14 protein-coding genes are annotated in these 13153 nt (G+C 71.8%); 5 read left to right on the top strand and 9 right to left on the bottom strand.

Annotated features, from left to right (window positions below; translation table 11 throughout):
* Positions 1–65: 65 nt before the first annotated feature.
* Both urtA and AB0C01_RS32160 read right to left on the bottom strand, forming a co-directional pair.
* A complete protein-coding gene (gene urtA / locus AB0C01_RS32165; protein WP_357253275.1) occupies positions 66–1310 on the bottom strand; it encodes an urea ABC transporter substrate-binding protein in 1245 nt (414 codons plus the stop codon).
* Positions 1311–1732: 422 nt separating this feature from the next.
* Positions 1733–2815 (bottom strand): substrate-binding domain-containing protein, encoded by a 1083-nt coding sequence (locus tag AB0C01_RS32160; RefSeq protein ID WP_357372389.1) that lies wholly within the window; start codon positions 2813–2815, stop codon positions 1733–1735.
* 96 nt (positions 2816–2911) lie between these two features.
* Here AB0C01_RS32160 and AB0C01_RS32155 point away from each other — a divergent pair, with 96 nt between their 5' ends.
* A complete protein-coding gene (locus tag AB0C01_RS32155) occupies positions 2912–3376 on the top strand; it encodes a MarR family transcriptional regulator (protein WP_357253279.1) in 465 nt (154 codons plus the stop codon).
* Positions 3377–3626: 250 nt separating this feature from the next.
* Here AB0C01_RS32155 and AB0C01_RS32150 read toward each other — a convergent pair whose 3' ends face one another.
* The 6 genes from AB0C01_RS32150 to AB0C01_RS32125 form a co-directional block, all read right to left on the bottom strand.
* Positions 3627–4349: an urease accessory protein UreD gene (locus AB0C01_RS32150; protein WP_357572917.1), complete on the bottom strand. Its 723-nt coding sequence runs from the start codon at positions 4347–4349 to the stop codon at positions 3627–3629.
* A complete protein-coding gene (ureG, locus tag AB0C01_RS32145) occupies positions 4349–5020 on the bottom strand; it encodes an urease accessory protein UreG (RefSeq protein WP_357572916.1) in 672 nt (223 codons plus the stop codon). Before ureG ends, AB0C01_RS32150 begins: the two co-directional genes overlap by 1 nt.
* Before the next feature lie 100 nt (positions 5021–5120).
* The gene (locus AB0C01_RS32140) at positions 5121–5894 is read right to left on the bottom strand and encodes an urease accessory UreF family protein (protein ID WP_357253284.1); all 774 of its coding nucleotides are present in this window, start codon (positions 5892–5894) and stop codon (positions 5121–5123) included.
* Positions 5894–7597 (bottom strand): urease subunit alpha, encoded by a 1704-nt coding sequence (locus AB0C01_RS32135; protein ID WP_357253286.1) that lies wholly within the window; start codon positions 7595–7597, stop codon positions 5894–5896. The genes AB0C01_RS32140 and AB0C01_RS32135 overlap by 1 nt, the downstream gene beginning before the upstream one ends.
* The gene (locus AB0C01_RS32130) at positions 7594–7926 is read right to left on the bottom strand and encodes an urease subunit beta (protein ID WP_357253288.1); all 333 of its coding nucleotides are present in this window, start codon (positions 7924–7926) and stop codon (positions 7594–7596) included. Before AB0C01_RS32130 ends, AB0C01_RS32135 begins: the two co-directional genes overlap by 4 nt.
* Positions 7923–8225: an urease subunit gamma gene (locus AB0C01_RS32125; protein ID WP_355389727.1), complete on the bottom strand. Its 303-nt coding sequence runs from the start codon at positions 8223–8225 to the stop codon at positions 7923–7925. The genes AB0C01_RS32130 and AB0C01_RS32125 overlap by 4 nt, the downstream gene beginning before the upstream one ends.
* A 271-nt stretch (positions 8226–8496) precedes the next feature.
* On the opposite strand from AB0C01_RS32125, the gene AB0C01_RS32120 reads away from it, so the two are divergent.
* On the top strand, positions 8497–9042 hold the full coding sequence (locus AB0C01_RS32120; RefSeq protein ID WP_357572915.1) for a GNAT family N-acetyltransferase: 546 nt from the start codon (positions 8497–8499) through the stop codon (positions 9040–9042).
* A 234-nt stretch (positions 9043–9276) separates the two neighbouring features.
* Here the strand turns inward: AB0C01_RS32120 and AB0C01_RS32115 are convergent, their stop codons facing one another.
* Complete coding sequence (locus tag AB0C01_RS32115; protein WP_357572914.1) at positions 9277–10452, bottom strand: LLM class flavin-dependent oxidoreductase; 1176 nt, start codon at positions 10450–10452, stop codon at positions 9277–9279.
* Positions 10453–10630: 178 nt separating this feature from the next.
* Here AB0C01_RS32115 and AB0C01_RS32110 point away from each other — a divergent pair, with 178 nt between their 5' ends.
* The 3 genes from AB0C01_RS32110 to AB0C01_RS32100 are packed head-to-tail and all read left to right on the top strand — an operon-like array spanning position 10631 to position 13145.
* A complete protein-coding gene (locus AB0C01_RS32110; protein WP_357253297.1) occupies positions 10631–11611 on the top strand; it encodes an aliphatic sulfonate ABC transporter substrate-binding protein in 981 nt (326 codons plus the stop codon).
* On the top strand, positions 11608–12441 hold the full coding sequence (locus AB0C01_RS32105) for an ABC transporter permease subunit (protein WP_357372412.1): 834 nt from the start codon (positions 11608–11610) through the stop codon (positions 12439–12441). The genes AB0C01_RS32110 and AB0C01_RS32105 overlap by 4 nt, the downstream gene beginning before the upstream one ends.
* Complete coding sequence (locus AB0C01_RS32100) at positions 12414–13145, top strand: ABC transporter ATP-binding protein (RefSeq protein WP_357572913.1); 732 nt, start codon at positions 12414–12416, stop codon at positions 13143–13145. The genes AB0C01_RS32105 and AB0C01_RS32100 overlap by 28 nt, the downstream gene beginning before the upstream one ends.
* The last annotated feature ends 8 nt before the right edge of the window (positions 13146–13153 follow it).

The raw sequence follows: 13153 nt of genomic DNA, 5'->3' as shown, positions 1-13153 counted from the left end.
CCGTACTGCTGGTCGGGAGGCCCGGGCGGACCGCGCGGCAACGCGGTCTGCCCGGGCCGGCATCGTCAGCTCAGGCCGCTCGCCCAGGGGTAGGTCTTGAGGTACGGGTCCGGCTGCACCGGCTTGCCGGAGTTCCACACCTCGCTGATCAGGCCGTCCGCGCCGATCTTGCCGATCCGGGCGGTCTTGGCGATGTGCTGGGTCGGGCCGTCGACCGTGACCATGCCCTCCGGCGCGTCGAGGGTGATCCCCCCGGAGGCGGCGCGGACCTTCTCCACGTCGAAGGCGCCGGCCTTCTCGACCATCGCCTTCCACAGGTGCACCGCCACGTAGGCGGCCTCCATCGGGTCGCTCGTCGGCTTGTCCGCGCCGTACTTGGCCTTGTACGCGGCCACGAACTTCGAGTTCGCCGCCCCGGGCGTGGTCTGGTAGTAGTTCCAGGCGGTCAGCTGGCCCTCCAGGTACTGGGTGCCGATCCCCTTGACCTCCTCCTCGGCGATCGACACCGACACCACAGGCATCGCGGCGGCGGTCAGACCGGCCGACTTGTACTCCTTGAAGAAGGCCACGTTGCTGTCACCGTTGAGGGTGTTGAACACGGCGTCGGCTCCGGCCGACTTGACCTTGTTCACGATCGTGCCGAACTCGGTGGATCCGAGCGGCGCGTAGTCCTCGCCGGACACGGTCATCCCATTGGCGGCCGCGTACGCCTTGATGATTTTGTTGGCGGTGCGGGGAAAGACGTAGTCGCTGCCGACCAGATAGACCGATTTCGCGCCCTGCGCCTTGAGGTAGTCGAGCCCGGGAACAATCTGCTGGTTTGTCGTCGCACCGGTGTAGAAGATGTAGGGCGACTGTTCCAGACCCTCGTACTGCACGGGATAGAACAGCAGCGCCTTGTTCTTCTCGAACACCGGCTTGACCGCCTTGCGGCTGGCCGACGTCCAGCAGCCGAAGACGGCCGCGACCCGGTCCTCGGAGATGAGCTTCTCCGCCTTCTCGGCGAAGGTGGGCCAGTCCGAGGCGCCGTCCTCGCCGACCGGCTGGATCTTCTTGCCGAGGACGCCTCCGGCCGCGTTGATCTCATCGACGGCGAGCATGATGGAGTCGCGGACGGTGACCTCGCTGATCGCCATGGTCCCGGAGAGCGAGTTGAGCAGGCCGACCTTGACGGTGTCGCCGGAGACATCGGCGGTGACGCCGGTCGCGCCGCCCTCGTCGGAGGTCTTGCTGCCGCACGCGGTCAACGCGGCCGCGGCGACCAGGGTCATGGCACCCGCCAGGATGCGGCGGCCCCGGAATAATGACATCTATTCTCCCTGCGGTGCGCTCAAGTGGCGTAAGGACGGTCGGTGCGGTCCGATGGAGCTGAGGTGGGCGATGCCGGGGTCGACGGGTGGACGCCGCTTCGGGCACCGGCTCGGATATGGGCACCGAAAGCGTCGACCGGCATGATTGCGCGGGTGTTTCCCAGTCCTTAATTGACTGTTTCCGAGCGGACGACCGGCACACGCAAAGAACGGCCGGCACCGTTGGGGAGGAAACGGTGCCGGCCGTTCGGAAAGATGCGGAATAGGTGCCGCCACAATGGTCGACGGGCAATTCTGTCGACGGTGGGGACACGGCGGTGACATCCGGCCCACCGGCCAGATACTTCACGCAGGAAGTATTTTAGGGCGGGATCGGGTGGCGCTGTCAAGGGTCCGGCCGGGCCGGCCGGCAACGCCTGGTCTCAGAGCTGGGCGAGCACGGTGAAGTCGAGCCCGTCGGCCTCGGCCAGGTAGATGCGCTGACGCACGTGCCGTTGGCGCAGCCGCAACCGCCCACGTGGCCCGTGGTAGGCCACCGTGTCGGCGGCCGTCTCGATGGCCCGCACGTCCAGGGTGCGGGCCTGACCGATCAGCGCGGCCAGCAGCATGACGCCCTCGTAGCAGGATTCCCCCAGGCTGCCCAGCGGCGGCGCCTCCACCCCGAACCGGCGGGCGAACTCACCGTGGAAGTCGAGGTTCTCCTGGGTCACCAGCCCGGCGAAGAAACCCGCCGTGCTGTACAGCCGCCGCGTCGCGCCGGCACCACTGGCCAGCAGCATGTTCTCGTCCATCAGCGTGCTCAGCCGCAGACAGCGCTGATCCAGGCCGGACCGGGCGAACGCCCGGTTGAAACGCACCGCGTCCGCACCGACCAGCAGCATCAACACCGCGTCCGCGTCACTGTGCTCGATGCGGCGCAACACCTCGGTGAAGTCGTGGGCGTCCAACGGCAGGAAGTGCCGACCCACCACCTGTCCACCGCCGCGCAGCGCGTACCGCTGGGCCGCCCGCGCCGTGCGGCGCGGCCACACGTAGTCGTTGCCGACCACGAACCAGCGACGCACGCCCTGCTCACCCGCGAGCAGCCGCATCGCGGGCCACAGTTGGGCATCCGGCGTCTCGCTGGTCAGGAAGACCCCTTCGGTACGTTCACCGCCCTCGTAGAGTGCGGTGTAGACGTAGGGCACCCGGTGCGCGACGCGGGGCGCCAACGCCTGGCGCACCGAGGAGATGTGCCACCCCGTCACCCCCTGCACAGCCCCCACCGACACCAACGCCTCGACCTCGGCGGCCACCTCGGCCGGCGGTGCGCCACCGTCGACCGGCACCAGCCGCACCTCCCGACCCAGCACCCCGCCGCAGCTGTTGATCTCCTCGACCGCGAGTTGCGCGCAGAGCTCGCAGGTGGGGCCGAACATGCCGGCCGGCCCGCGCATCGGGTAGACCAGCGCGATGCTGACCACGGCACGGTCGACGGTCAGCCACGGCGGTGCCGGCGCGGACATGAGCACATGATTGCCCGGCCCTGGGCGGAAGACCAGCGCTCACCACGGACCGGGACGACTCGCTACGATGACAGGGCCACCGGACCAGGGAGTTTCATGTCAGACGTGCCCGGGGCGCCAGCCGACCTGCTGCGCTCGCTCACCCGCGCCGAACGGCTGCTCTCCCGCCGGCTGGGCGCTGTCCTGGCCGACGACGCCCTGACCATCGAGGCGTGGCGGGTGCTCTGTCTGCTCGCCGACGGCCAGGGTCATCCGATGAGCGAGGTGTCGGCCGAGGCGTCACTGCCGCCGGGCACCCTCACCAAGCTCGTCGACCAGCTCGTCGACCGCAACCTCGTGTTCCGCCGGATCGATCCGCTGGACCGTCGGCGGATCCGGGCGTACCTGACCGCTCGGGGCCGCCGCGAGCACGACCGCCTCGACCAGCGCATCCGGGCCAGCCTCGCGGAACTGGGCGTCTCGCCGGAGGCCCCACTGATCCACCAGCTCGACGACCTGGTCGGCCGCCTCGACCCGGCCCGTCGTCGCGAGCACGCCGACGTGGGCCGCCCCCGCCGCTGACCCGCCTTCTCGCCGCACCAGTCCCACCTGCCGTACTGCCCGTGATCCGGGACCAGGCGACGGCCGACCGCTTGCACGGACGAGACCGCACACCCGCCGATCGGCAGCACCGCGACGGCCGAACCATGGAGAGCGTGATGCCTGTGCGTCATCATGGTGACTCACAGGCATCAGGCTCTTGGGGATGTCTGGCTGCCGCCGGGCGCGGGTGGGGCCTTCCCGCCACCCTCGCACCCGACACACGTTCCGGCTAGCCGGTGAGGTGGGCGCGCAGGGTGTGTGCGTCCGGGGCGGTGGCGGTCCACAGTGTTGCCGGACCGCCGGCCAGTGGCAGTCGGGCGACGGTCGCGTCGGGCCGGACGTGCGCCGGCTCGGCGGGTCGCGACGGGTCGACCACCAGCAGTGAGCCGGTGGCCGGCGCGCCGTCGAGCACCGCCGGCCCGGCCCAGCCGGATGCCTGTGGTCCCACGGCGAGGGACTGCCGCAACAGCGGCCGGCCCCCGTAGTCGACCTGGGTGTGCACGACGGCCCCGCCGGGCGCCTCGCCGTACCGGCCGCAGATCAGCTCGTCACGCCAGCGCAGAGTCGCGCCGGCGGCCAGGTCGATCCGGGATTCGGCGAGATGCGCGCAGCCGGCCGCCGCGACCAGCTGTTCGGGCAGCCAGTGCAGCGTGGCTCCGGCGTGCACCACCGCCCGCACCGCCATCCGGGACACGGCACCCGGCCGGCCCGGCAGGGCGATCGACGCGGCGACGGTGTGCACCCGGACCGCCGCGCCCGGCCCCACCTCGATGTCCAGGCGCAGATCGTCGCCGGCGAGCGGCCCGGCTGCCCCACCGACGAGGTGCACGGTGGCGACACCACGGTCGGCCGGGGTCTGGCGCAGCAGCAGCGGCGTCTCGCCGTGCACCTCGACCAGGACGGTCCCACCCCGGCCGTCGGCCCGAGCGACCAGTCGGGCGGACGCCCGCATCAGACCGCGACGGCCGGTACGGCACGTGGGTGCGCGGTGGCATGGTGGGCCAACTCGTGCCGGATCCAGGCGGCGACCGTACTCGCCGTGGTGTCACCGACGATGGACAGGAAGACGGTCGGGAGGTCGCCACGCCGGGCCCGCGCGTCGCGATCCATGACGGCGAGGTCGGCCCCCACCATCGGCGCCAGGTCGGTTTTGTTGATCACGAGGAGGTCGGCGGCGGTGACGCCCGGCCCGCCCTTGCGCGGCACCTTGTCCCCTCCCGCCACGTCGACCACGAAGATCTGCCGATCGACCAGCCCCCGGCTGAAGGTCGCGGTCAGGTTGTCCCCGCCGCTCTCCACCAGGACCAGGTCCAACGGGCCGACCGCCTCGGCCAGTTCGTCGATGGCGTCCAGGTTGGCGCCGATGTCGTCGCGAATCGCGGTGTGCGGGCAGCACCCGGTCTCCACCGCGCGGATCCGCGCCGGGTCGAGCACTCCGGCCCGCCGGAGGAAGTCGGCGTCCTCGGTCGTGTAGATGTCGTTGGTCACCACGCCGAGCCGCAACTCGCCCGCGAAGGCACGGCAGAGCGCGGCCACCAGTGCCGTCTTGCCGGACCCGACCGGGCCGCCGATGCCGACCCGCAGGGCACGATCCGCGGGTGCCAGCGACGGATGCGGGTCCACCCCCGGCTCTGGGTGGGTATGCGGGACGGTCTCGTCGTGGGGTGGAGTGACCGGCTGCGTGGTCGAGTCGGTGGCGGGGACAGCGTTCGGCACAACGGTGTCAGGACGCAAAGAGACGCACCTCCCAGGTGGCATGGATTTCGGCATGGATGTCGGCGAGTGGAGCGGCCGCGGCGGGCAGCCGCTCCGGTGGGTCGTCGGCGGCCCGCGCCGCGTCGGCGGCCGTGCGGTCGCAGGCGTCGGCCAGGCCGACCAGCAGGGCCTGCACCTGGTACGGGTCGAGGCCGAGCAGGCGTACGCCGGCGCTGGCCGCTCCGGTCAGCGTCCCGTACGCGGCGATCGTGGCGGTGTCGACGCGGGACAGCCCGGCCGCCGCGCAGAGCAGCCCCAGGACCAGCGGCTGGTGTATGCCGCAGGACGTCGCGGGTAGGTCACCGAACGGCGCGTCCGGCCAGATGGCCCGGCCGGCGCGCAGCAGCGCTCGACCCTGCCGACGGGAGATCGTCCGCAATGTCGGCGACGCGGTACGGGCGTCCAGCTCCACGTCGAGCTGGGCCAGCATGCGCGACCGCGCGGCGGACCCGGCGGCTGCCGACCCGCCCGCCGCGGACCCGTCGGCGTCGGCCACGTCGACGGGACCCGCGGCCTCGACCACGTCGGTGCCCCCGGGCTTCGCCGCCCGGTGTGCGGCCGCCGCGAAGGCCGCGCCGACCAGGCCGGCGGTGGCCAACCGTCCGGCCAGGAACGCCTCCAACGTGGCCAGGTCCTTGACCCGCCCGGCGGCGACGGCCGCCTCCAGGCCGCCGGAGTGCGCGTGCGCCCCGGCCGGAAAGCGTCCGTCGGCCACCAGCAACAGCAGGCTCGGTGTCGCCATCAGAACAGGAAGTACCGCTGGGCCATCGGCAGCCGGGTCACCGGGTCCGGCTCCACCACCTGCCCGTCGATGCGGACCGTGAAGGTGTCCGGGTCCACCTCGATGCGGGGCATCGCGTTGTTCTCCGGCAGGTCGGCCTTGCCCCGCGACCGCACGTCACGCACCGGCACCACCCGGCGTCGTACGTCCAGGCGGAGCCCGGCGTCCAGGGCCGCCGGCGCCACGAAGGCCACGCTGGTCGCGGCCGCCGCCGCCCCGTACGCACCGAACATCGGCCGCGGCAACATCGGTTGCGGCGTCGGGATGGACGCGTTGGCGTCACCCATCTGGGCGTACGCGATCATGCCGCCCTTGATGACCAGGTGCGGTCGGACGCCGAAGAACGCCGGGTCCCAGAGCACCAGGTCGGCGAGCTTGCCCGGCTCGACCGAGCCGACCTCGTCCTCCAACCCGTTGGCCATCGCCGCGCAGATGGTGTACTTCGCGACGTACCGTCGGGCTCGGTGATTGTCGGCGGCCCCGTCGCCCGGCAGTGCGCCGACCCGGTCCTTCATCACGTGGGCGCTCTGCCAGGTTCGCATGATCACCTCGCCGACCCGGCCCATCGCCTGCGCGTCGGAGCCGATGATGGAGATCGCGCCGAGGTCGTGCAGCAGGTCCTCGGCGGCCATCGTGGACGGGCGGATCCGGCTCTCGGCGAAGGCCAGGTCCTCCGGCACGGACGGGTTGAGGTGGTGGCAGACCATCAACATGTCCAGGTGTTCGGCGAGCGTGTTGGCGGTGTACGGCCGGGTCGGGTTCGTCGACGACGGCAACACGTTCGGCTCACTCGCCACGGTGATGATGTCCGGTGCGTGCCCGCCGCCGGCCCCCTCGGTGTGGTACGAGTGGATGGCCCGGCCGCCGATCGCGCGCAGGGTGTCGGCGACGAAACCAGCTTCGTTGAGCGTGTCGGTGTGGATCGACACCTGGACCCCGGAGGCGTCCGCCACCCGCAGGCAGGCGTCGATCGCCGCCGGAGTGGTGCCCCAGTCCTCGTGCAGCTTGAAACCGCCCGCGCCGGCCCGCAACTGCTCCCATAGCGCCTCGGTGGAGACGGTGTTGCCCTTGCCGAGCAGCAACACGTTGACCGGCAGGGTGTCCAGGGCCTCGTGCATCCGGGCCAGGTGCCAGGCGTTCGGCGTGACGGTGGTCGCGCGGGTGCCCTCGGCCGGCCCGGTGCCGCCGCCGACCATCGTGGTGATGCCACTGGCCAACGCCTCGGTGACGATCTGCGGACAGATGAAGTGCACGTGGGTGTCCACCGCGCCGGCGGTGAGGATCCGCCCGTTGCCGGCGATCACCTCGGTGGCCGGGCCGATGACCAGGTCGGGGTGGACGCCGGGCATGGTGTCCGGGTTGCCGGCCCGGCCAAGTGCCACGATCCGTCCGTCGCGCAGCCCCACGTCGGCCTTGACGACACCCCAGTGGTCGAGCACCACGGCGCCGGTGATGACGGTGTCCAGCGCGCCTTCGGCGCGGGTCGCCCGGGACTGTCCCATCGACTCGCGGATCACCTTCCCGCCGCCGAAGACCGCCTCGTCGCCGCCGACGCAGTGGTCGGTCTCCACCTCGATCAGCAGGTTGGTGTCGGCCAGCCGGATCCGGTCACCGGTGGTGGGTCCGTACAGGTCGATGTAGCGGTCCCGCCGCACGGCGCTCACTCCGGGGACCCGTCGGCCGGCGCGTCCAGCGGGCCGGCGCACTCCCCGCGCAGTCCCGGCACGATGCGCGCTCCCCCGAACGGGACGAGGTCGACGCTGCGGCTGATGCCCGGCTCGAAGCGGACCGAGGTCCCCGCCGGCACCCCGAGCCGTTGCCCCCACGCGGCGGCCCGGTCGAACGCCAGCGCCGGGTTGCACTCGGCGAAGTGGTAGTGCGAACCGACCTGCACCGGTCGGTCGGCGGTGTTCACCACGAGCAGGGTGGTCACCGGGCGACCCGCGTTGATCTCGACCGGGCCGGCGGCCGGCAGGATCTCCCCCGGGATCACGGGATCGGGTGGTGCACCGTCACCAGCTTGGTGCCATCCGGGAACGTCGCCTCCACCTGCACCTCCCTCAGCAGCTCGGGGATGCCGTCCTGGACGTCGTCGCGGCCGAGCACCGTCCGGCCGGCCGACATCAGGTCGACCACCGACCGGCCGTCGCGGGCACCTTCGAGCAGGAACGCGGTGATCAGCGCGACGGCTTCGGGATAGTTGAGGCGCAGGCCGCGCTCGCGGCGGCGGCGGGCGACATCGGCCGCGACGTGGACGAGCAGGCGGTCCTGCTCGTGCGGGCTGAGGAACACGGGGCTCTCCCGGTGGGTAAGCGTGCCCCGCTCGTCGTCGGCTCCGCAGTGAGCCACGCCGGGCAGCAACGCACCCGGGATTACGAGCTGGAGTCACACGACCGCCGAGCCGCCGCCGACGGGTCGACCCGGGACTCCACCACCCCGGCCCGAACGACGGGCAACCGGCGGTGTCCGGTCGGATGCGGACCGCACCGCCCACCGCTGAGCAGACCGTAGAGGATCGCCACCGACCAAGGCAACAGTCCAGGGGAAATGCTACGAAGGGGACGTGCCTGACCTGACAAGCTCCCCCGGTGCCACGTCCCTCCTGACCCCGCGGCTGCTGTTGCGCCGCTTACGAAGCGATGATCTGGACGGGTTCGCCGCCGTCAACGCGCAGCCCGAGGTGATGCGCTACATCCATGACGGCCGCACCCTGGACCGGGCCGCGACCGCGGAGCGTCTAGCCACCTATCAGCGGCACTGGGACGAGCACGGCTTCGGCCTGTACGCGGTGGAGATCAGAGAGACCGGCGAGCTGGCCGGTTTCACCGGACTGGCGGTGCCGACCTTCCTGCCCGAGATCATGCCGGCCGTGGAGATCGGCTGGCGGCTCGGCCGCGCGTACTGGGGTCGGGGCCTGGCCACCGAGGCGGCCCAGGCCGTTGTCACCCATACTCGTGCCGAGCTCGACCTGCGGCGGCTGGTCAGCATCCACGTCGTCGGCAACGAGGCGTCCGCGCGGGTGATGGTCAAGCTGGGCATGTCGCTGGAGCGCGAGACCGTGCAGCCGGACACCGGCCGCCAGGTCCGGGTCTACGCGGTGGACCTGTAAGCCAGCGCCGATCTTGCAGTTTCGGTCGCCGGTATGAGGAGAACGCCCTCATATGTCGCGATAGAAAGCGCAAGATCGCGGAGGAGCGGCGGCCCGCCCCCGTCGATCATGGAATTATGATGCCTGGTTTGGTGTGATACGGGCACTTTGTCACCCACCACAACTCCATGATCGACGGGACAGTGCGGGGTTGGCGAACAGCCACTGTGAGCGGCTGTGGCGCGGGTCGGGCGGTCAGCGGACCCCGGCGGGCTGCGGCGTCGCCGACCCGGCGAAGGGAACGTCGACGTGGTCCGCCGGCCCCGGCTGGCCGTCGGGGTGTCGCCACAGGCCGCGGTCGCGCAGGATCGGCAGGACGCCCTCACCGAACCAGTACGCCTCCTCCAGGTGCGGATAGCCGGAGAGGATGAACTCGTCGATGCCGAGGGCGTGGTATTCGGCGATCCGGTCGGCGATCTCGGTGTGGCTGCCCACGAGCGCGGTGCCGGCCCCGCCACGGACCAGCCCGACCCCGGCCCACAGGTTGGGCGCGACCTCCAGGCCGTCGCGGGAGCCGCCGTGCAGGTCGAGCATCCGGCGCTGCCCCTCGGACTCGCTGCGGCGCAGCCCGTCCTGCACAGCCCGGATGTCAGCCTCGGCGATGCCGTCGAGCAGCCGGTGGGCCTGCGCCCAGGCCTGCTCGGCGGTGTCCCGGGCGATGACGTGCAGCCGGATGCCGAAGCGCACCTCGCGCCCGGCGTCGGCGGCCAGCGCCCGGACCCGCGCCAGTTTGTCGGCGACCAGCGCCGGGGGTTCACCCCAGGTCAGGTAGACGTCGCTGTGCCGCACCGCCACCGGCAGCGCGGCTGCGGACGAGCCACCGAAGTAGACCGGCGGGACCGGGTCGGGCAGGCGGTGCAGCCGCGCCTGCTCGACGCGTACGTGGGTGCCGGCGTGGTCGACCGTCTCGCCGCGCCACAGCGCGCGCACCACGTGCAGGAACTCGTCGGCCCGTGCGTACCGGGCGTCCTTGTTCAGGAAGTCACCGTAGGCCCGCTGTTCCTGCGACTCGCCGCCGGTGACCACGTTGAGCAGCAGCCGGCCCCGGGACAGCCGTTGGAAGGTCGAGGCCATCTGGGCGGCGAGCGTGGGTGAGGTCAGGCCGGGTCGGAAGGCGACCAGGAACTTGAGCCGCTCGGTCACCTCGGTCAGCATCGCCGTGCTCAGCCAGGCATCCTCACACCAGGCGCCCGTCGGGGTGAGCGCGCCGACGAAACCGAGTTGTTCGGCGGTGCGGGCGATCTGTCCCAGGTACGCCACGCTGGCCGGTCGGGATCCTCCGGCGGCGCCGGTCGGTACGCCGTGTCCACCACCGACGATGTCCCGGCTGTCGCCGTTGGTGGGCAGGAACCAGTGGAAGGTGAGGGTCATGGCGGCTCTTTCCTCCAACGGGGACGGACGGCGCACGCGCTGCGGCGGGCACCTCCTGAGGGGTGGGACGATCGCGCCGACAGCCTACCCATAAAACCTATCGGGTTAGTAGGCTACCGCCCACGCACTCACGCCGGTCGACGCGGCCCGGCACACCTGCCCACCCCAAGGAGCCGCCATGCGTACCCCCTCGGTCCGCCGTCCCCCGCACCACCGTCGCCTGGTCACCGCCGCGCTGACGACCGTGGCCCTGCTCGCCACGGCCGCCCTGAGCGCCTGCGGCGGCTCCGCCGACGCCGGGGAAGGCGGGGGCAAGCTCCGGATCGGGTACCAGCGCTTCGGTGGCCTCAGCCTGGTCAAGGCGCGCGGCGCCGCGCCGGACGTGGAGTGGTCGCTGTTCGAGAGTGGTCCGGCGCTCACCGAGGCCCTCAAGGCCGGGTCCATCGACATCGGACAGGTCGGCGAGGCGCCACCGGTCTTCGCCGCCGCCGGGAAGATCCCGTTCTCCGTCATCGGGACCTCGGCGCCGATCCCGCAGGGCGAGGCCGTGCTCGTCAAGGCCGACCGCGGCTACCGCACCTTCGCTGACCTGAAGGGCAGGACGGTGGCCCTGAACAAGGGGTCAAACGTGCACTGGCTGCTGGTCCAGCTCCTCAAGGCGAACAACATGACCTTGAAGGACATCCAGGTCAAGTACCTCAAGCCGGCGGAGGGGCGACCCGCCTTCGACGGCGGCCAGGTCGACGCCTGGGTGATCTGGGACCCGTACTTCGCGCTGGCCGAGCAACCGGGGGTCCAGGTGCTCGCGGACGCGACAGGTCTGGCCAGCAACCGCGAGTACGTCCTGGCCGCCCCGGACGCGGTCTCGAAGCGGTCGGACGACGTCCGGGCGTTCCTCCAGCGCTACCGCGAGGTGACCGACTGGGGCATCGCCCACCCCGACGAGCGGGCCAGCACCCTCGCGCCGGAGCTGAAGATCCCGCAGGACGTCACCACCCGCGCCCTGGCCCGCAGCGCCCGGCCCCTCGCCCCGGTGACCCCGGCCATCGGCGACGAGCTCCAGGCGATCACCGACAGCTTCATCGCCCTGGAGCTCATTCCGGGGCCGGTCGACCTGCGATCCCGGGTCGACGACCGGTTCAGCGCGGTCTTCCAGTGAGCCGGACGACGCTCGCCGAGCCTCCCGCCGAGGTCGTGACCGCCGCGCCCGTCACGCCTCGGCGCCCGAGATCGACTCGGCGCTACCGGCGGCTGATCAGCCCGGTGGTCCTGGTCCTGGGCTGGGAGTTGGCCGCCCGGACCGGGTTGCTGGCACCGGAGAAGCTGCCCGCGCCCAGTGACGTCCTGGCCACCGGCTGGCGGCTGACCCGGGACGGGACGCTTCTCGTGCACCTGCTGGACTCGCTCACCCGCGCCGGGGCGGGGCTGCTGATCGGCGGCGTCCTGGCGCTGGTCCTGGGCACGGTGGCGGGGCTGCTGCGCCTCGGCGACGACCTGGTCGACCCACCTGTGCAGATGGCCCGGATGCTGCCGCACCTGGGCCTGGTCCCGCTGCTGATCATCTGGGTCGGCATCGGTGAGTCACTCAAGATCAGCCTGGTGGCCCTGGGGGCGTTCTTCCCCATCTACTTCAACACCTACGCCGGCATCCGCGACATCGACGAACGGCTGGTGGAGGCCGCCCGTACCTGTGGGTTGGGGCAGGCCGCCCGGCTGCGGCACGTGGTGCTGCCCGGGGCGCTGCCGTCGCTCTTCCTCGGCCTGCGCCTGGCGATCGGGGCGGCCTGGCTCAGCCTGGTCGTCGGTGAACAGGTCAACGCCCAGACGGGAATCGGCTTTCTGATGATGGAGGCGAGGGAGTTCAGCCAGACCGACGTGGTGGTGCTCGGCCTGCTCGTCTACGCCCTGCTCGGGCTGATATCCGACCTTGCGTTGCGGGTCCTGGAGAGGAGGATGTTGACATGGCGTCGCGGACTGCGGGCCACCTGACCGGTACGACGCCGGTGTTGACCGCGCACGCGGTGCACCGGGCGTTCGGGCCGACTGTCGTGTTGGCCGGAGTCGACCTGACCATCGCGCGGGGCGAGGTGGTGGCCCTACTGGGGGGCAGTGGCTCCGGCAAGAGCACCCTCCTGCGGATTCTCGCCGGGCTCGACGGCGAGGCCACCGGCGACATCGTCGTGCACGGCACCGCCGCCGTGGTCTTCCAGGAGCACCGGTTGCTGCCCTGGAAACGGGTGGCGCCCAACGTCGGGCTCGGGCTGTCCGGCGCGGACACCACCGGTCGGATCCAGCGCGCGCTGGCCGAGGTCGGGCTCGCCGAACGGGATCGCGCCTGGCCGGCCGAGCTGTCCGGTGGGCAGGCGCAACGGGTGGCCGTCGCGCGGGCCCTGGTCCGCGAACCGGACCTGCTGCTACTCGACGAGCCGTTCGGCGCCCTGGACGCGCTGACCCGACTGCGGATGCAGGTCCTGCTGCGTCGGCTGCGCGCCGAGCACGGCTTCGCCGCCCTGCTGGTCACCCACGACGTGGAGGAAGCCCTGTTGCTCGCCGACCGGATCCTGCTCCTCGACGAGGGCCGCATCGCCGCGGGCCTGCCCGTCGAACTGGCCCCCACCCGTACGCCGGACGATCCGGCCTTCGGCGTGCTGCGCCGGCACCTGCTCGACCGACTCGGCGTTCCCACCACCTGACGAGCGGA

This window comes from Micromonospora sp. NPDC048905, from assembly GCF_040649655.1.
In the GTDB taxonomy this organism is placed as follows: Bacteria; Actinomycetota; Actinomycetes; order Mycobacteriales; family Micromonosporaceae; genus Micromonospora.
Note: the sequence above shows the minus strand (reverse complement) of the source record. Positions and strands in the feature narration are given on the sequence as shown.